Here is a 19,492-nt window from a genome sequence, read left to right as displayed (position 1 = left end):
ATTTTCATTATAAATTACTTTACCGGTTTTCAGCTGATCCGGCTCTCTTATAAAAGTAAACTTATAATTACTCTTCCTGATTCAACGCTTTAAATAATATTTGATTTTATATATAATAACAAAGATATTATATAAAGTCAAGAATTAAAATCAACAGGAGTTTCCCCAAAATTTATTTTCAAGCTGCAAAAAGGGGGCTTTAGTCATCAACGAAATTTTTAGATTTATCTAAAACTCAATTCGGGTGTGAAATAGGGCACACTAATCAATGAGTCCTCCTGACTCATGATTAGCTCACTCCATCCTGCAGTTCAACCCTATTTCTTCCTTCATTTCGTTAAGATTCATTGACTAAAAATTTCAATATTCCTGCATCTCCCCTTTTTGCAGCAGTATATAAAAAATGGGGAAAGTCCAGTTAAAATCAAAAAACCAGGGGTTTTTTAAACCCCTGGAAAAACAATTGTATTACATTAATTTTTAAAATAAATATTACTTAAATCCTATTTCATACGGTTTCAAATATTTATTTGGTCTTGGTGTCCAGTCTATATAATTCTGTACAGCATATATCTGCTGCTGAAAATGCAGAGGAATCTGTGCAACATCATCCATTGCAATCTTAACAGCCTGCTGCATAAGTTTAAGTCTTTTTTCTGGATCCAGTGTCTGAGCAGCTTCTTCTGTTAATCTGTCAAACTCCTTATTGCTATAGTCTCCAAGATTAAACCGTCCATATTTGCCTTCGGGTGTGTGCAGCAGGGCTTCTAGAGCACTTGCTCCATCACCATTTGTTGACCATCCCAAAAGATAAAACTCTGTGTTTCGAGAAAGCACTTTATCAAAATGGGCAGATTTTGTCTGTACATTAAGCTCCACATTTATCCCTACTCTTGCCAGCTGAATAGCAACTGCCTGTGCTGTCTGTCCGTCATTTATATAACGGTCATTGGAAGAATCAAGCTGTATGGTAAAACCATCTGGATATCCTGCTTCAGCCAGAAGTTCCTTGGCTTTTTCTGGATCATATTCCAGCCTTTCTATATTAGGATTATATCCAAAAACAAACTCTGGAAAAAACTGTGATGCTGGATATGCGTGCCCATTCATTACATGTTCAACTATGGCATCTTCATTAATCGCATGATAAATTGCTTTTCTAACTCTAACATCAGCCAGAGGACCTTCAGTTGTTTCCATACCAAGGAAGATAAGTCGCAGATCAGGAAGTGTAATTACTTCAACACCTCCATTTTCCTTTATATTTTCAACATCCTGTACTGGTAAATCAATCAATATATCTACTTCTCCGCTCAGCAGTGCTGCAACTCTTGTCGCTGGATTTGTAATCGGACGCAGTATAACCCTATCTACTTCAGGTTTTTCCCTCCAGTAATCTTCAAAAAATGTCAGCACCATTTCTTCATCTTTTTCCCAGGATTCAACCATATATGGTCCTGTCCCAACTGGATTATTCTGCATGTGGGAATCAGTGTTTGCTTCTGTATAATCTTTAGAATACATAACTACTGACTGCAGCTTTCTTGCCAGAATAGGTGTCGGATAAAGTGTTTTGAATTCTATTGTATATTCATCTATTATATTTACTTCTTCTATATCTGCTACATAAGATTTCATCTGTGACTTGGGATGATTTTGGGCCCTTTCAATAGAAAACTTAACGTCTTCGGCTGTAAATTCTTCTCCATTATGAAACTTTACACCTTTACGCAGATTAAATATCCAGGTGGTATCATCTACAGCTTCCCATGATTCTGCCAGTCCTGGTATAACGTTCATCTCTTTATCGAAAAATGTAAGCGGTTCAGATATCATATGATTTACAGAGTTTGTCGGTGTTTCACTAAGCATATATGCATCAAGTGTCAGTGCATCATTGGAAGTTGCAATAGTAACAGTTTTTGCAAACACTCCACTGCTAAAAGCAGCCATCATAATTACAAAAATAATAAAGATAGAAATTTTCTTAAAATTACACATTTTATTCTCTCCTTCTCTCTTCTTCTGATAAAATTATTTTAATTTTTTTAATCTGACAAATTTTGTTCTTGACATACTCTTTACTTTAAATAATTATTTTCTAATTTTCTAAATACTACTTTACTCATTTTCTTAATAAATAAATTATTAATTAAATTTGCCAATTCTGCTTATCACCCCCTAAATAAAACAAAATTACCTTCTGACTTCTTTATTACAGTAAAGTTAAATTTTATTGATGTCGGAAATTATGAATCCAGAAATTTTATCTACATTCCTGTAAAAGTATAATTTACTATATAAAATAAAAAACCCTTTTTCAAAGAAAAAAGGGATACCATCTTTGATGGCTTAAGCCTGCCTTCTGCTGAGACAGACTGCCGAATTAACGATCAGCAATAACGCCAAACCCTAGCAGCTTTTATCAGCCTTCAGCTTTGGAACTCTCAGGTGAGTTTTCATTATACTTTCTTCAGCAGCTCTCAGCTTACCTGCTTCTCTGTAAAAGAAAATTGCATAATTACTTTTCCTGTTCAACATTTATCAGTTTATTAATATTTTTAATAACAATAACAAAAATAATTTGATTTGTCAATAAAAAATTTCTGCAAAAACTCATCATAATATTTTTCTACCAAAAACATACAGTAAATTTAAAATATATTTTCCCAGTCTTTAAAACCGCTGCTAAAACTACTCCTGGTAATTTACATGACCCAATAATTCTAAATCATTTATCAGCAGTCTAAAACGACATCCTAAATATGAAGCAGCTTCCTTACACATCTCCATTCTGTAAAGATAGATTTCAAAATAGTCCATAACCTGACTTATGGAAGAATCATAATCAATTTTTAGAGTTATTGTTTTATCTTCAGAATCAACTTCTATTTCTGAGTTTTGAATAGCAAGATTAACTCTATCATGAATAAAAGTAGAGTCTTTTTTATTTACCCTAGTTCTATGTGCATCACTTTTATCAGCCAGAATAAGTGCTGCTGTAATTGGGCTAACTGCTTTCCCGATATCTACATCATGATTCGCAATTGCAGTAGTAACTGCAGTTATTTCTTCTAAAGGTACCCCTATATTTCTTAGTTCTGTATAAACAATATTGGCTCCAGATATTCCGTGGTGTTTTCTGTTGAACATATTACCAATATCATGTAAATAACCAGTAATTGCTCCCAGCTCTACCAATCTATCATCATAATCCAGCTCTCTGAGAATAAATTCAGTATATTTTGAAACATAATTTACATGACGAAATCCATGTTCAGTATAACCTTTTTCCGAAAGATAGCTGTTAGCCTGTTTTATCATATGTTTAAAATCTTTATTTTCTTTAACATCTTTTAATGTCAGCATAATCTGTACCTCCTTTTATATTTATAGTTCCGTCAAATCTAATAGTTTAAAGTCCAAAATTACTGTTATATATTTAAAAAGTAAATAAGTTAACTATATTATACTATTGTATTGATATATTGTCAACTATATAGTATAATAATTGTAGGAGGTGTTCAGTATGCCAAGAAAATCAGTCAACACTACTTTAAATGAAGAATTATATAAGAAAATTAGAATATTAGCTCTAAAAAAAGATTGCAATGCTAATGATTTAATGGAAGAAGGTATGAAGATGGTACTTAATAAGTATGAGAACCAGGAAAAAGAATAATTTTAAAGTAATATTTAATTACTTCAAAATTAGGCACTATTCATCCGTGAGGGCAATTCCGTCAGGATTTCTAGTGCCTAACTTCTATAACATAATATAGCATATTTCTCTATCTATATCAAAATTTATCTAATAAGGATTATTTTATAAATTAAATCAAAATATTTTTAATTTCTTCTGGAGAAATGAGCTTATCATCAAAATATATAACCAGCTGTTCTTTAGCAAGTTCAAATTGATCTACAGCATCAATACTAAGTAATTTCTTTTCCAATTCATCTCTGCTGAGTTTAGTTTCTGAATAATTTAATTTATACTGTACCATATAATCCACAACTTGTTTATCATTATGTCCACATGAACAGTTTCCACAGCACTTTCCCATATATTTTACCCCCTTTTTTAAAATTAAATTTATCTCCACTACTTTTCTATACCTTCACAAGCTTTAATACCCTGCTGATAAAAATGTTTAATCTCCACTTTTCAATATACGGCTAGCCTAACTTCTTTTAAGCCCCGAGGAGCAGCTTTACTGTCTTTTTCTTCAGGTTCATTGACAATAAAACAGTCAAGACCATACTGTTCTATATCAATATTTTCTATCCTAAATGCCAGACCTATTGCTGGAGTAGTCTTTCCTTTACCACTACCTGTATACAAATGCACTATTCACCGCAATATTATTACCTCCTGCTTAATTTATCTTCTTTCTCTATTAGTATACAACATTGAAAAAGGATTTCAACAAAATATCGCGAAAGTTTAAAGTAGAAGTTTATTTTTATAATATTTTATTATAGGGTGAAAATTATGGATTTAGGGTCTCTACAGCCAATTAGAAAAGTGGATATAGGTATATTAAAACAGGCACTAAACACAGATAACATTACAACAGATGAAGGTAAAACAGAAACTGCAGAAACCCAACTTCTGCCTGAAATCTTTCGTCTGCTGGCTTCGCTGGAAGATGAAAGTCAGAATATGCTTTTAAGCAGCTGGGCCAAACTAGAAATGCCATTAGGTGAAGAGACTGTGCAGAATCTCTTGAGTTATCTCGCCCAAAATCCTGCAGATAGTGAAGGAGAAAAACTTTCTGTTATTAAAGCTTTTGCTTTTTTAGAAAAGAGCACTCTTCCATATTCAGATAAAATAATTAATGCCTTAAAGACAATTTTTTCTCATCAGAACAATTTGAGCAGCCTTTTGAACAACATTGTAAACAGACCATCTTTATTAAACAGTGAAAACACAAAAAATCTACTTTCTCAGTTGGATTCACAAAAACTTTTATCTGTTTTTGAAAATGTTAATACAGAAATTTCGGGCCAGAATTCGATTCAAAATGGAAATACTTTTTCAGAAAAAAATTATAATTCCGATCAGATAGAGAGCTTACTCAAAAATATGGAAAACACAAATCCCAAATTAGCAGATTCAATCAGCAGACTGGAAACAGAAACAAAAAATATAGTTCTTTCCAGCTGGGATAAGATAAGTAGTGATTTTAAAAGCAGAACAGTTAACTTTCTCAGTGACTTTTTAAATAATAATAATTTTAGCAGTAATGAAAAACTACTTACTATCAAATCACTTTTATTTATGAAAAAAAATAATATCCCGCTTACAGAAAATTTAACAAAAATCATTATGGATAAATTTTCACAGCATAAAACTTACTTTTTAGCAGAAAATACAGACATTAAAGATGAAATACTGAGTACCTCAAATGAAAATCTAAAAAATCCAATCAGCAAAAATGATCTCAGTATTAAATTAAATAATACACCAGCCCAAATAGCTGAACAGCTGGAACTTATATCGGAAAAAAAAGGAGAGATTTTTTCTCTTTTAAATAGAATTGCTGAACATGGAGAAGAAAAAACTGCAGCTGAAATAATACTGGGAGAAAAAATAATTAATCTAGAAAAAAATCAGGAACTCAATCCTGCTCTTCTAGCTTTAGAAATACCTGTACAGATAGCAGATAACAAAAACCTTAAACCTTTTTATTTAAAAATAGAAGATTCAAACAGAAATAAAACTGAAATGGATTCTAAAAGCGCTTTTAAAATAACTTTTATTATAGAGCTGAAAAATTTGGGTTTTATTCAGAGTAATATAAGTATTGAAGGAAGTACAATAAGTGGAGAATTTTTTGCAGAATCTGAAACTGCCGCTGAAATAATAGATGCCAATATAGAGCTTTTAAAAACCAGCTTAAATAAAATTAATTATCACCTGGAAAGTTTAAGTATAGATGTTTTAGAAGATGCGGATAAAAATATTGATGGAAATAAATTTTATAATGAGCTTGTACTCAATGAATTAAATAACATTCAATTTGAAGCAAATAAATATACACATATTGATGTTAAAATCTGACTTCAGCTAATTTTTATTTCTTAAAATGCAAAAATATTTATTGAAACACCTGTTCTGATTTATGCAAAAATCTATTATTTAGATTAAAGGAGCTAAAAATATGTCTTCTGCAAATAATTCAAATATAAATCAAGATAATGATACAGCTAAAAACAGCATAAAAGATAAAAAATCCGTTGCCCTAAAATATAATAAAAATAAAGATAGTGCTCCAAAAGTAATTGCAAGTGGCAAAGGCAGTATAGCAGAAAAAATTTTAAAAAAAGCACGAGAAGAAAATATCCCTATCAAAAATGACTCAGATATTGTCGAAGTACTGGCCAAACTTGATATTGGTGAAGAAATTCCTGAAGATCTATACCGCGTAATAGCTGAAATTCTTTCTTTTGTCTATAGTCTGGACGAAAAATACAGGCAGTTTTAAACTACCTGTATTATCTTTATCAAATAATTTATTTAATTATAATTTTTCTTTCTATCTCCTATTTTAAAAACTATTTGTTATCTCTTAAACGCATCTTTTCATTGAGTATCTTTTTTCTCAGCCTTATTGCTTCCGGAGTAATTTCAACTAATTCATCATCATCAATAAATTCTAGAGCAGTCTCCAGTGTAAACTTTTTAGCCGGTGCAAGGCTGATATTATCATCAGAACCAGAAGCCCGCATATTGGTTTGTTTCTTGTTTTTACATGGATTTACTGTTAGATCATTATCTCTATTGTGAAGACCTATAATCATACCTTCATAAACTTTAGTACCTGGTTCAACAAAAATTTCTCCTCTTTCTTCAAGATTGGAAAGGGCATAACTCATTGCTGTCCCAGCTTGATTGGAAATTAAAACACCGTTCTGACGTTGTGGTACTTTCCCTTTGTAAGGTTCATATCTGGCAAAAGATCTAATTAAAGTTCCTTCACCTCGAGTATCGTTTATAAATTCACTTCGAAAACCAATTAAACCTCTTGTAGGCACCATATATTCTAAACGAATATAATCATTTTCCGGCAGCATTGACTGCATTAAGCCTTTTCTCTGGTTAAGCTTATTAATTACTGTTCCTGAATATTTTTCAGGCACCTCCAAAATAACTTTCTCTATTGGTTCATTTTTTCGTCCATCTATTGTTTTCATCAAAACCTCAGGTTTGGAGACAGAAACTTCATACCCTTCTCTCCTCATGTTTTCCAGCAGTATCGAAAGGTGAAGTTCTCCTCTACCAGAAACTTTAAAAGCTTCTGCACTTTCTGCTTTTTTAACCCTGAGCCCAACATTTACTTCAAGTTCTCTTTCTAGTCTAGCCTTTAAATGACGGGTAGTAAGATATTCCCCTTCCTGACCGGCGAATGGAGAATCATTAACCAGAAAATACATAGCAAGTGTGGGTTCTGCAATTTCTATCATCGGCATAGGAATAACATTATTAATCTCACAGATCGTCTCACCTATCGATATATCCGGGATACCTGCTACTGATACAATATCTCCACTATATGCTGTTTCAACGGAATTCTGTTTAAGTCCCTCATATACAGAAAGCTTTGTTATTTTACCTCTTTTTATAGTTCCGTCTCTTTTAAAAATATCAACCTGCTGTCCATCTTCAATCCTGCCCTGATATATCCTACCAATTCCTATTCTGCCAAGATAATTATCATAAGCAAGATCATAAACCTGCATCTGCAGTGGTTTATCATCATAATCCGGATAGATATTTATATTATCAATAATAGTTTCAAAAAGAGGAGTCAGATCCTCACTTTCTTTTTCAAGATTGTAAAATGCTTTTCCTTCAACTGCAATACCATATATAACTGGAAATTCTAACTGCTCATCATCTGCAGCTAAATCAATAAACAGATCAAGTATTTCATCTTTAACTTCTTCTGCTCGCTCATTATTTTTATCTATTTTATTAATAAATACAATCGGTTTAATACCCTTTTCCAAGGATTTTTTTAGAACAAATCTTGTCTGAGGCATTGGCCCTTCAGAAGCATCCACAATCAAAATAGCAGAATCAACTGCTTTAATAACTCGTTCCACTTCAGAAGAAAAATCAGCATGGCCTGGAGTATCAACTATATTTATTTTTACACCATTATATTCTATGGCACAATTTTTAGAATAAATGGTAATTCCTCTTTCTCTCTCTAAATCATTACTATCCATTACACAGTCAACAACTTCTTCATTTTCCCTAAAGACTCCACTCTGATTCAAAAAGGCATCCACCAGAGTTGATTTACCTGCATCAACATGTGCAATTACAGCTAAATTAATTATCTCTTTTTTATTCATATTAAAACCTTTCTATATAAAGCCGAATTTTTATCTATTCTAAATTTTAAACTCAAAGAAATTTTGAACTGATCCGGCAGTTTAACACTGCTGAATTTTGAATATTAATCTTCTAAAAAACTTTTTCTATCAACAAAAAACCCTGATTACATTACGCAATCAGGGTTTCTGTTTCTATATTATAAAACTTTAACTTGCTTTATAATTTAACGATATTAGCAGCTTGTGGGCCGCGATCGCCTTCCACGATTTCAAATTCTACTTCCTGACCTTCGTCAAGATTTTTGAAACCTTCCTCTTCAATTGCTGAGAAGTGTGCGAACACGTCGTCTCCATCTTCTCTTTCAATAAATCCAAATCCTTTTTTCCCATCAAACCACTTTACTGTTCCTGTGTAAATCATTAAATAAATTCCTCCTATTTTTTAACGATGGAAATCTTACTTATTTTTTTTCTCCATCTCCAACAGTATAGCATTCTTATATGTTTCTGTCAACTATTATCTAAATTTATTTTTTAATAATTCTACTATTACCATATTCCCGCATATTTTTAGTTATTTTTAACATATTAATCTTCAAAAACTCCCAGTCTTATAGAATAATCTATTTTACCTTTATTCCTTTAGCTGTAATATCTATAACTTTATCTTTATATAATCCACCAATAGCCTTTTTGAAAGTATTTTTGCTCATCTGCAGTTCTTTTTTTATTTTTTCAGGAGAACTATTATCATTTAGAGTTAAATATCCATTTTTAGCCTTTAGCTTATCCATTATTTTTTGCTTTGCATCTTCAACTTTACCATAACCAATTTTTCTTAAGCTTATATCTATCTTATTATCATCCCTTATTTTCTTTATATACCCTTTTGTTCTCATACCTGTACCCAGGTGTTTGTATATATCATCCTCATAAACTAAACCAAAATATTTATTGTTAATAACAACTCTAACTCCCAGATCAGTAAAATGATCTATAAATATATCCACTTCATCTCCAACTTCAAACTCTACATTTTCTGGAGCCTCTTCTATCTGCGAAAAATCGATTTCATTTTTACTCATTTTTGCATCTATCCTTTTTTAATTTTTTAAAGCCACATCTGCCTGATACCACCTAATAAAATCTTCAACAAATTGTTCTGGTAAAAGTTCTAAATATAAAACAACCGGTCCACCTATAGTTTCAGATTCAGATTCAATTATAAATTCTCTCCCAGGAAGTTTATAAATACTCTTATCTATTTTTTTTAATTTTCTTCTGTGAGGAATAGTAAAACCTTCGACTCTTAAAGCAGTAAATTTAACCTCTTTTATATCTTTTCTATTTATTATTTTCATCTCAAAATCTTTATTTCCTTTAATTATAATACTCCTGTTTGTAAGAATAATTTTTTCATTCCAGGTTTCAAAAGTTTTTACTATCAATGGTAATGACTCAAAACTAAAGAGAATTATTCCTGAAAAATAAACAATCCAGATTAAGATTTGCTGATATCTCCCTGTAACTGGATAGAAAAAATCAACTAAAAATCCTGCAATTATTATTCCTACGGGAGTATACATTTTCTCTAAAAATTTAATTTTGCTGTATTCATATATATCTTCCATAATAATTGCTCCTTCATATACTAGTTTGATATATTAATACAACAATATCATTATTAAATAAATTTATCAACAAAAAAGCCCCATCTATTGGGGCAATAGCTGATTAATTTATAGAAAAACTGACATCAAAACTACCAAGATTAGTATCAAATGTAACTGAAAGTACATTTTTTGCATCTGTAACTATCTTTACCTCTTTTCCAGTAACAATCTGTGGTGGTGCAATATCACAGGTGAAATTTTTTTCTGCCAGACTAGTTGTTGCCTTTCCGCTAATTATATTGCCCAGTTCTCCCATAGCAGAAGTCACAAATTTATCCAGCTCTTTCATTTCCATCCCTGACATCGCTTCTACAACTTTAAGTGCCATATCTTTAGAAAAACTATATATAATGGAGCCTTTAATATCTCCAGTAACTCCAATTATCACATTTGCTTCTTTTCTGCTTACAAGCCCTTCCTGTACAAAAACTTTTCCTTTTCTTGGCTCAAGCTGAAGCATTGTCTGAAAAACAGAATCAGTTGCTGCAATTATCGGATTTAAATAATCTGCATTCATTATTATTTTCCCTCCTCAATAGAATTTATATAATCACCAATCTTTTGATCGGTTGAGGCTACATGATTTATCAGCCAGGTGAGCAGCCGCCCGCTGAATTCCATAACAAAATCTTCATTATAGTCATTATTTTTATATTCTTTTTGAAAATCAATTACTTCCTGTTTGAAATTTTCATGTATTTCATGATGTTCTTCATAACCTGGATAATTATATTTTTTCTGAAGAGCTTCTTCAGAATCAAAATGTGTAACTACATATTCTCCCATAAAATCGAGTGTTTTTTCTACTTCTTCTTTTTTTACATCTTTTTCACTATCACTCCTCACAGTTTTAATAAAATTACCAAGCCTTTTAAAAAGTTCCTCATGCTGTTTATCAACAAGTTCTACTCCTATTTTATAATCATCACGCCAGATCATAATTTCACTCCTTCTTATGAATTTAAAATTATTATTAATAATGATTATTATATATTTCTATAATAGCATTTAATTTCCTTCTTAAACCTTATATTTTTTATTATTACAAAGAATATGCATGGCCGCTCTGCTTTTAAAAAAGTAAGGTCAGCTTTAAACAGCTGACCGTGATCGTACTTGTATTATATAATTTACCTTAAAGCAAATATTTAATATTAAAACATATTCTATGAAGCCTGAGAACTGAGTCTTTTTTTCCTTTCCAGCCCAGCTTTTTTCTTTTTCTTCCTCCCGGCCTGAAAATTAATAAATCCAGCCAGTATAATAACAGATCCACCAAAAATACTCAATATATCTGGAATCTCACTGAAAAGAAAAATACCTATTAATGCAGAAAATATTATATTAGAATAAGCATAAATCGATACTTCCCCTGCCGGTACAAGTCTGTAAGCATTAGTAACAAAAAACTGAGCAATTACTCCAAATACACCAACAGCAAATAGAGCCAGCATTTCATTTGCGGTAGGAACCACAAATTTGCCCAAAATCATAAAAGGAATGGACACCAAAGTAGAAAATCCACAAAAATAAAATACTATTGTGTCAGCCGAATCACTTTTCCGCAAATATCTTAAAATTGTATAGGCTGTACCAGCTAAAATCCCGGAACTAAGTGTTACAAGGGCGGGTACTATAGATGCATCAAATCTAGGCTTTATTACAAAAACTGCACCAACTACTGCAAATGCCAGAGCAGCCATCTGTGGTTTTCCAATTTCTTCTTTAAGAAAAACAGCTGCCAGTACAATTATAAAAAACGGGGAAATCTTATTTAGAATAACTGCATCAGCCATCTTAAGCTGAGAAATTCCATAAAAGTAAGCTGCAATACTTAATACCCCGAATAAACTTCTAAACAGCACCATTTTAATATTATTTGCTTTTATGCTGCTTCCATTTTTCCGAATCATATAAGCCGCAATAAACATTCCGATCAAATTTCTAAAAAATATCTTTTCTGCCAGCGGGATCTCACCCAAAAACTTTACTGTTCCTGCCATAAGTGCAAAAAACAGTGAGGACAAAAGCATATAAGCTATGCCCTTTTCATTATCATTCACTTTTAACACCTCTAATTATTTTTATTATTTCCTTATCTGAGTTTTATCATCAGCAATTATACAGGGGTTAAAAGTACTTGTAAAGAGCTTATTGATATTTAATAAAATACTGATATTAATAACAAAATACTTTATGATAAGCACTATAAAAATATATTAAACAGCCTCAGTAATCGATAAAACCTGATATACTGCATTGTTCAATTAAATTATCAATTTATACAAAATTATCACCATATTTTTAATCTTTAGTAATCAAAAAATACTACAGTTAAACACAAAAAAGAATAACCCGGTATATATACCGGATTATTCTAATCTTTTATTTACAATATTCCTGCTGTTTGACTTCAGCCTGGTTAAACAAAATTAATAGCAGAATCCAGGACCCATTCCATAATGTCCATAACCAGGATATCTGTTAAAATCGTTAAATCCTCTTCCCATCCAATGTCCAAAGTTATTATAATTTCCCCGTCCAAAAAAGTTTCTGCCTCGTATACCAGGACCATAACTGCCGTGGGGACCATAGTGTGCATCAAATCTTCCGTAATCTCTTGCCTCAAATCTCTGACCAAAATTATTTCTATTGTTCTCAATTTCTTGCAGCTGTTCTTCTGTCAGCAGTGCTTCTATATCCTGCTGATGTTTTCCACGCATTTTCGCCAGCTTTTCAACTATTACTTCTATTTCGTTCTCAATTGCTCCTATTTCTTCATTACTTGCACCTTTTAGATATAGATCTCTCAAATTCCATCTTAAATTTCTGAGCTGATCTCTCAACTCATCTGTTTCATTATAATACTCTTCTCTCAATTCAGAAATCCTGTCGATTTGATTTTCAGTTAATTCTACAGACTGATATCCAGTACCCACCTGTGGAGCAGCTGTACCCCTGTTCATACCATAACCACCATATGCCATAACAGAACTACCCACTCCAAACAGTGCCAGACTAACAATTAAAATTCCTACTAAAATTTTTCTCATTATTTTCAACCCCTTTAATTTAAAGTTTTATTTTACTTTCTGAATTCATTATAGGAGTTAAATTTGAAGGAATTATGAATTTGAGAAAATAATTTAATTTTTTTTGCATTAATTTTTTCATTTTATACTTCTCAGCAGCTTCAGCACTCTTTTCTTTTTTTCTTTTTTCAATTTGTTAAATTCTAATTCGAAGAGTGATAATTTTCCAGCTGCCTGATTCTAATACCGGTTAAAATATCAGAACGGGTAATTATACCTTTTAACTCATCATCTTCTAAAATTAAAAGCCGACCTATGTCTTTTTGAAATAACAGTTTAAATGCTTCATAAAGCTCATCTTCTGCACTTACAGAATGAATTTCTTTTGACATTATACTCTGAACTGATGTATTTCTGTACTCATCCTGAGGTATCTTTTGTGCATCTTCCATTGTAACCATTCCTACGACCTTTCCATCTCTAACAACGGGGAAACCGGAATGTTTATAATTAAACATATTTTCTATAAGCTGCTGTACACTTATATTTGCAGGCACAGTTTTCACCTCAGTAGTCATTAAATCCGCAACTTTCAGATCGGATAATGCATTTTTTATAGTGCTAAATTGATATTCCTGTGAAGCTCCGATATAAACAAAAAAACCGATAAAGACAAGCAAAAAATTGCCTGTCATAAAACCCACCAGGCCGAAAAAGAAAGCAAATCCTTTCCCTATCTTTGAAGCAAGTTCTGTAGCTTTCAAAGAAGAAGTCCTCTGGGCCAGAAAAGCCCTTAAGATACGTCCCCCATCAGAAGGAAAAGCAGGTAAAAGATTAAAAAGAGCCAGAAAAATATTTAGCTGTCCGGAATAAAGTGTAACAAGCCTGATATCTTCTATAAAAAAGCCGGGAAAAATCAGTGAAAATCCAATCAGTAAAATACCTAATACTAAACTGGTCAGCGGACCACTTGCAGCTATCTGTATCTCTACTTTTGGATCTTTAGAAATATCATCAATATTAGCTACTCCACCAAAAAGCATTAAAGTTATATCATTTATTTTAATATCCTTACTTCTGGCCACAAGCGAATGAGCAAGCTCATGAAAAAGAATACTTATAAACAATATTACCGCCATAATTAATCCCAGCAGGTATGGATTTAAAACAAGTGCACTGCGAGCAATTTCTGTATTTTCACTGAGATAAATAATATTATTTCCAAAAGCCCAGGCAAAAAACGGGAGTATTATAAGCAGACTAATATGAATTTTAACAGGTATACCAAATAATTCTCCAATTGTTAAGGAATTTTTCACTATATTTCCCTCCCCAAAAAATTTATAATATCAACAACTCCTGCCAGCTCAACTTTATCTGTAATTTTTTTAAAAACAAACTGTGTTACGGCGAGAATAGTAGTTTTTAAGTTCCGGTCTTTCAATTTCATCACCCAAATTTCCTTAATTTATTAATTATCATGCCGCAGCTCCTGCAGATATCTGTAATCAGTTTTAAGTTTTTCTATATCTTTAGATATATTTAATTTTTCAAGATAATTTAAAAAATCTTTTTCAGTATCTAAATTACCTGATAAATTATCCAGCAGATCACTTTCATTTTCAGCTCCGCTTTCTTTTAGTATAAGCTTTATACGCTCTTTAATCACGGCAAAAATCATTTTTTCTGCCTCAGAACTATTCCTATATGGAAGCAGAGCTTTTTTCCTGAAAGGACCTTCTCCTAACATATAATAGTGTTCTTTCGTAAGATGGGCAGCTGCAAATAGTGATAAGCCTGTTCTGTTCAGATTATTAATTTCATCAACCTGTTCTATCACCTGATATGGTGACAATTTAAATACCGAAATCCCTGGATATATGGGGTAATCAAGTTCTTTTGTATCTTCTTGAATCCATTGACTTAGTTCTGAAAATAAATTCTCAGTATATGTCATGGGTAAAACAAAATCCAGATAACCTTCCTTAAGCCAGAGTGACCAGTCCTGCAGCGCCCTATACCTCGCTTCTTCTCTTCCCGGAATTACATCAGCAGAAATTATAAGCCCGGGCTTGATATTTTTCAGCACTGCTGAAGTTTTTTTTACCATCTGTGTAATTAAACTTTCTCTAAATTTATTCCACTCTGCTGACTGACTGCTGCCACTTTTTATTTCAAAAGGATTAATACCGGTTGTTTCTTCAAACAAAGCTGCTGTATTCTCATCAAATCCATAGCTGGCCCTGTATTCTTCTGGAAATCTTATATAATCCAAATTTATACCGGCCAGATCATAGTTTTCTGCCAGGTAGGCATACCGCTTAATCAAAAATGTCCTTACATCTTTTCTGGAAGGACTTAACCAGCTGCTGTTGTGATATGTTACTATATTTCCACTTTTATCTCTGGTAGCCCAGCTAGGATGTTCTTGTAGTATTATTCCCGGCTTACCATGGGTATTTTCGTTGAAAACCCAGACCCAGGCATGAACCTCCATATTCCTTTTTTTAGCTTCTTCAATTATTATTTTTAGAGGGTCTTCAGTCCAGTTTTTAAATCTTTCATCCTGTATAAAAAGTTCATTATCAGGAATTATAGTTTTTCCTTTAAAAAACACTTCCGGAAGGACAGCATTAAAATTTGCCATTTCTGCCATATTCAGAAGTTCTGCAATCCCTTCTCTACCTCCAGCAGCTGCTATAGTACCATTATCAAGCCAGAAAGCCCGAAACTGCACAGGATAGGATTCTAATGTCTGCAATTTTGCCCTATCTGCCATTTCTACTGCCCTTACAGCAGCAGCTTCAACTTCAGCATCTCTGTTATTTTCGTACAATTCCACTGCTTTCTGCAGATATTGTTTTGATTCAGATAAAAAATATTCTGCCTGTTCTTCATTATAGAGTTTAAATTCTAATTCAGCTTTATTTATCTCTCTTTCTGCTCTGCTGATTTCCCTTTCGGCTTCCCTTATTTTCATCAAAACCTGTCTCATTTGCTCTGGCTTAAAGACTGCTGCTGTTGGAATGCTATTTACTACCAGAAAAATTATAGTAAATATTATAATTAATTTAGTTTTATTTTTCATCATTCTGTTTCATTCCCTTTATTTAAAATATCCAGCCAGCCTTTTTCCATCCTGTTAACCGCTTCTTCTGCAGTATTTTTTGACTTGACTGCCCGGCCAAATTCTATATCCATTACTCTAATGAGTTCATCCGCCTGAGGCAGCTTCAATGTCATATCAACCGCTTTTTTGAGCTGCTTTTTAGAAATTTCTCTTACTGCTGATTTAAGTAAATCGCCATTCTTGTTTTTTAAATCTTCTCCACCTGCATTTTTTGCAGATGAAAGAACATTTGCTTTTTCTGCAAATTCTTGCTGAGCTTCAGCTCCAGTTAGATAATGCGCAAATTCAGCTGCTTTTTCAGGATTTTTTGATTTTTTAGGAATTACAACATTCATAAGTGCAGCACTAATTTTTTCTCCTTCTCGAAGAACCAGTGGGGCAGCAGCTGTAACATCATAAATATATGGGGATTCTTCTTTGATTTTATCTATAAACTGTGGTCCCGTAATCAGTATTCCCAGCTCTCCATTAATATATCTTTCTAATGCCAGATTATATCCTCCCGTAAGAGTATCTGCCGGAATTAAATCTTTCTGCATTAAATTCTGATACCACCTTAATATCTCAACAGCTTTTTTAGTATTAAAAGCAGGCATAATTCTGCCATTTTTTTCTGTATAAAGTTCTATACCAGCCTTTATAAATTCATGATGTATCTTTATCTGAGGCATAAATCCATATATTCCTGTATTTTCTTTTATTTTTTCAGCAGTTAATTTTAATTCGTCAATATTTTTAGGATAGTCATTTTCTTCAATTCCAGCAAACATAAAAATTTCTTTATTATACATCATTATCTGTGTACTTAAATACCAGGGAAAAGCATAACTTTTCCCATTAAATACTCCGACCTCCCAAAGACCCTGATAATAATCCTGATAAAAATCCTTATCAAAATTACTCACAGGATATAACAGATCTTCTTTTACCAGTGAAGTCATTAGTTCAGGAGAAAGATTAACAACATCCGGACTCCTATCTTCTGCCATTCTGTAAAGCAGCTTCTGTTTAACAGCAGAAAAACTATTATCTTCCCATATAATATTTATATCGGGATTTTCTCTTTCATAATTTTCAATTAAATTTTCAAAATACTCATCAAATCTAGGACTTAAATTAATAGTCCAGAACTCTATTTCTGTTTTTTCAGCAGATAAAGTTTTGCCAGCAGAAAAAACAGTTATTATTATAATTAAAATAAATAATATTTTTTTCATAAATTTCCCACCTAATAATTCTACGTTACCTCAAATCTAACTGATAATAATTATCAAAATTTGATTTGTAAACTGATTATTTCAACTGTATAAAATACTTCGCTGATTTTTGCTTTGATATCGTAAATTCAACCTATAAAAACCTTAAGACTTTTAGGAAAAATATTTATTTCCAGTGGTATAGAAGGACCTTTTTCTCCATCAACATCACAAAATTCTGTATTACAGTCCTCTTTTAGACATTCTATCTTAAAGTAATTATCCTGAAGATAAATGAGATTTTCACTCTCAACTTTTTCTCCCTGAAACAGCCGGGCTGCTGCAGATGTTAATTTTATCAAGTTGCCTACTTTAACTCCAATAAAATCAAATACTCCATCATCTATGGCCGCTTTTTGAGCCACATTTTTAAATCCACCCGCTCCTTTACTGTTGAAAATAAAATATACTAAAAAATCACCCTCAAGTACTTTTTTAGAAGTTGTAATTTTTAAAGGCATCGGTTTTACCTTCGGCAGTTCGGTGACTCCATGCAGATAATATGCTACTTTACCGAGCCTGTTTTTAAGTTCAGTATCTGTCCCATGAGATATATTGGATATAACTCCACCCACACATACATTTAAAAAATACTGTTTATTTACACAGCCAATATCTATTTCTTTTATATTGTGTTCTAATATTTTATCAAAGCTTTTTTCGATGTTCTGTGTCATTCCCAAATAAGAAGCAAAATCATTGACTGTACCTGCAGGAATAATCGCAAGGGGAAGATCTATCTTTTTCTTTTTCATTACATTTAACATCTGATTAGCAGATCCATCACCACCTGCGACAGCAATAAAGCTGAAGTTTTCATCTATATTTTTAAGACCTCTACCAAAATCTCCTGGCTCCATACTGCGGAATATATCTACTTTATAACCGGCTTTCTGAAATTTTTCTATAAAACTATCTAAATATCTGGGAAAAGATCGATCCCCAGCATATGGATTATAAACTAATTTTACTTTTTTCACTATAAAACAATACCTCCCTTTACGTATTATACCACATCTATTGTTATATAAACTATTCAAATAAGATCTTATTATGAACTTTTTCTAATATATCAGAATCTATTGCTAATCTTGTCAAAATATTGAGATTATTGTTATACTCTTAATAGAAGATGTGTCCACCACAAAGGAAGATGTCTACATCTTTCAGAAGATCTATTAGTATAAATCAAAACCCTGGAAGCCCAAAAATTACTGAACTCCAGGGCCTAAAATATATAATCAGTGTTCCTTCTTAAAACTTCCTATCCCTTCTCCGCCAAATTCTACTTTGCCGTTTACACCACCATCTTTAGCTCCAATTTCTAAATGCAGGAGGGCAATCCCACATTCCAGCCTCCTATATGCAGTTGGTGTTCCTTTACATTCCACTATAATCCTGTCAGATTCAACTTTAAAACGCCAAGGCTGTCTGTTTAATCTGGAAGGAGCAATTCTTGCTATCTTAAGCGCATTTTTCATCCACCCAGGCCAGTCAGAATCAAAACCACCTTCACACAGATCATCAAGTGATTTTCTGTCATGTCGGGGAAATAATTTGGATATAAAGTTTTGGCTGAAAAGATAATTTTCAGAAGAAAACCCAAGTGGAGAAACAGCGGCCAGCCTTTCATCAGGCTCTAATTCTAAATCTACTTTTGATTTTTCCTCTTTATAACGGCCGGCAGTCCAGCAGGTTGCCAGACCCAGATCTGTTGCCTCTAAAAGTGCTGCTTCTCCTGCATAGCCCGCCTTTTCCCAGCAGTAGTCACCTTCTTTTTCTACAATAATAGCTATAAAATAAGGTGCACCTGTAATACTTCCATATTTGCCTTCAAGAGCCGGCAGCAGTTTAGAGATGTCTTCTTTAAAAAGCTTGATCCGAACTTCAGGAAATATCTGATTTAATTCCTCAAGAAATTTTTCATAAGATCTTAAAGTGAACTTAGAGATTTCTTTTTTTTGATATTTTTTACGAGAATATCGTTTTTCAGCAGCTTCATACCAACGTTTTACAGGAATCTGCATAAAATCAGCTCCTTTTCTTCTCAAT

21 protein-coding genes are annotated in these 19,492 nt (G+C 32.4%); 3 read left to right on the top strand and 18 right to left on the bottom strand.

The genetic code is table 11. The annotated features are described in order from the left end of the window. Positions 1-492: 492 nt before the first annotated feature. Both DFR78_RS06765 and DFR78_RS06760 read right to left on the bottom strand, forming a co-directional pair. Positions 493-2,001 carry an ABC transporter substrate-binding protein gene (locus DFR78_RS06765; RefSeq protein WP_114458080.1) on the bottom strand — a complete coding sequence of 503 codons (1,509 nt, stop codon included), beginning with the start codon at positions 1,999-2,001 and terminating at the stop codon, positions 493-495. Positions 2,002-2,694: 693 nt separating this feature from the next. Beyond that, on the bottom strand, positions 2,695-3,369 hold the full coding sequence (locus DFR78_RS06760; RefSeq protein ID WP_114458079.1) for an HD domain-containing protein: 675 nt from the start codon (positions 3,367-3,369) through the stop codon (positions 2,695-2,697). A 160-nt stretch (positions 3,370-3,529) separates the two neighbouring features. Between DFR78_RS06760 and DFR78_RS12005 the strand changes: the two genes are divergently transcribed. Next, entirely contained in the window at positions 3,530-3,682 is a 153-nt protein-coding gene (locus DFR78_RS12005) for a hypothetical protein (protein ID WP_199505572.1), read from the top strand. 151 nt (positions 3,683-3,833) lie between these two features. Here the strand turns inward: DFR78_RS12005 and DFR78_RS06755 are convergent, their stop codons facing one another. Together DFR78_RS06755 and DFR78_RS06750 are read right to left on the bottom strand one after the other, a co-directional pair. Continuing rightward, positions 3,834-4,067, bottom strand: coding sequence for a hypothetical protein (locus tag DFR78_RS06755; protein ID WP_114458078.1), 234 nt, complete (start codon positions 4,065-4,067; stop codon positions 3,834-3,836). Between the two features lie 101 nt (positions 4,068-4,168). Next, positions 4,169-4,351, bottom strand: coding sequence for a cob(I)yrinic acid a,c-diamide adenosyltransferase (locus DFR78_RS06750; RefSeq protein ID WP_233487008.1), 183 nt, complete (start codon positions 4,349-4,351; stop codon positions 4,169-4,171). 144 nt (positions 4,352-4,495) lie between these two features. On the opposite strand from DFR78_RS06750, the gene DFR78_RS06745 reads away from it, so the two are divergent. Together DFR78_RS06745 and DFR78_RS06740 are read left to right on the top strand one after the other, a co-directional pair. Continuing rightward, on the top strand, positions 4,496-6,067 hold the full coding sequence (locus DFR78_RS06745) for a flagellar hook-length control protein FliK (RefSeq protein WP_114458076.1): 1,572 nt from the start codon (positions 4,496-4,498) through the stop codon (positions 6,065-6,067). Positions 6,068-6,167: 100 nt separating this feature from the next. Beyond that, on the top strand, positions 6,168-6,491 hold the full coding sequence (locus DFR78_RS06740; RefSeq protein ID WP_114458075.1) for an EscU/YscU/HrcU family type III secretion system export apparatus switch protein: 324 nt from the start codon (positions 6,168-6,170) through the stop codon (positions 6,489-6,491). Between the two features lie 70 nt (positions 6,492-6,561). Here DFR78_RS06740 and typA read toward each other — a convergent pair whose 3' ends face one another. From typA to DFR78_RS06675, 14 genes are all read right to left on the bottom strand, one after another. Next, positions 6,562-8,367: a translational GTPase TypA gene (typA, locus tag DFR78_RS06735; RefSeq protein ID WP_114458074.1), complete on the bottom strand. Its 1,806-nt coding sequence runs from the start codon at positions 8,365-8,367 to the stop codon at positions 6,562-6,564. 199 nt (positions 8,368-8,566) lie between these two features. Then, positions 8,567-8,770 (bottom strand): cold shock domain-containing protein, encoded by a 204-nt coding sequence (locus DFR78_RS06730; protein ID WP_013406635.1) that lies wholly within the window; start codon positions 8,768-8,770, stop codon positions 8,567-8,569. Between the two features lie 202 nt (positions 8,771-8,972). After that, positions 8,973-9,434, bottom strand: a complete 462-nt coding sequence (locus tag DFR78_RS12295; protein ID WP_114458073.1) for a hypothetical protein — start codon at positions 9,432-9,434, stop codon at positions 8,973-8,975. Between the two features lie 18 nt (positions 9,435-9,452). Then, on the bottom strand, positions 9,453-9,980 hold the full coding sequence (locus DFR78_RS06720; protein WP_114458072.1) for a hypothetical protein: 528 nt from the start codon (positions 9,978-9,980) through the stop codon (positions 9,453-9,455). A 103-nt stretch (positions 9,981-10,083) separates the two neighbouring features. Further along, positions 10,084-10,539, bottom strand: coding sequence for a chemotaxis protein CheX (locus tag DFR78_RS06715; protein ID WP_114458071.1), 456 nt, complete (start codon positions 10,537-10,539; stop codon positions 10,084-10,086). A gap of 2 nt (positions 10,540-10,541) precedes the next feature. Then, positions 10,542-10,961, bottom strand: a complete 420-nt coding sequence (locus DFR78_RS06710) for a bacteriohemerythrin (protein WP_114458070.1) — start codon at positions 10,959-10,961, stop codon at positions 10,542-10,544. A 227-nt stretch (positions 10,962-11,188) separates the two neighbouring features. Further along, positions 11,189-12,085 carry a DMT family transporter gene (locus DFR78_RS06705; RefSeq protein WP_114458069.1) on the bottom strand — a complete coding sequence of 299 codons (897 nt, stop codon included), beginning with the start codon at positions 12,083-12,085 and terminating at the stop codon, positions 11,189-11,191. A 369-nt stretch (positions 12,086-12,454) separates the two neighbouring features. After that, positions 12,455-13,075 (bottom strand): Spy/CpxP family protein refolding chaperone, encoded by a 621-nt coding sequence (locus tag DFR78_RS06700; protein ID WP_114458068.1) that lies wholly within the window; start codon positions 13,073-13,075, stop codon positions 12,455-12,457. 182 nt (positions 13,076-13,257) lie between these two features. Further along, entirely contained in the window at positions 13,258-14,373 is a 1,116-nt protein-coding gene (locus DFR78_RS06695; protein WP_114458067.1) for a CBS domain-containing protein, read from the bottom strand. Beyond that, positions 14,373-14,504, bottom strand: a complete 132-nt coding sequence (locus DFR78_RS12290) for a hypothetical protein (RefSeq protein ID WP_255416533.1) — start codon at positions 14,502-14,504, stop codon at positions 14,373-14,375. Before DFR78_RS12290 ends, DFR78_RS06695 begins: the two co-directional genes overlap by 1 nt. A 21-nt stretch (positions 14,505-14,525) precedes the next feature. Beyond that, on the bottom strand, positions 14,526-16,145 hold the full coding sequence (locus tag DFR78_RS06690) for a glycoside hydrolase family 10 protein (protein WP_233487007.1): 1,620 nt from the start codon (positions 16,143-16,145) through the stop codon (positions 14,526-14,528). Next, positions 16,142-17,401, bottom strand: coding sequence for an ABC transporter substrate-binding protein (locus DFR78_RS06685; RefSeq protein ID WP_114458066.1), 1,260 nt, complete (start codon positions 17,399-17,401; stop codon positions 16,142-16,144). Before DFR78_RS06685 ends, DFR78_RS06690 begins: the two co-directional genes overlap by 4 nt. A gap of 128 nt (positions 17,402-17,529) precedes the next feature. Beyond that, positions 17,530-18,420: a YegS/Rv2252/BmrU family lipid kinase gene (locus DFR78_RS06680; RefSeq protein WP_233487006.1), complete on the bottom strand. Its 891-nt coding sequence runs from the start codon at positions 18,418-18,420 to the stop codon at positions 17,530-17,532. A gap of 261 nt (positions 18,421-18,681) precedes the next feature. Next, positions 18,682-19,467 carry a nitroreductase family protein gene (locus DFR78_RS06675; RefSeq protein ID WP_114458065.1) on the bottom strand — a complete coding sequence of 262 codons (786 nt, stop codon included), beginning with the start codon at positions 19,465-19,467 and terminating at the stop codon, positions 18,682-18,684. Positions 19,468-19,492: the final 25 nt, after the last annotated feature.

The sequence above is a fragment of the Halanaerobium sp. MA284_MarDTE_T2 genome, from assembly GCF_003337245.1.
GTDB lineage: Bacteria > Bacillota > Halanaerobiia > Halanaerobiales > Halanaerobiaceae > QPJE01.
This window is presented reverse-complemented; position numbering and strand designations above follow the sequence as displayed.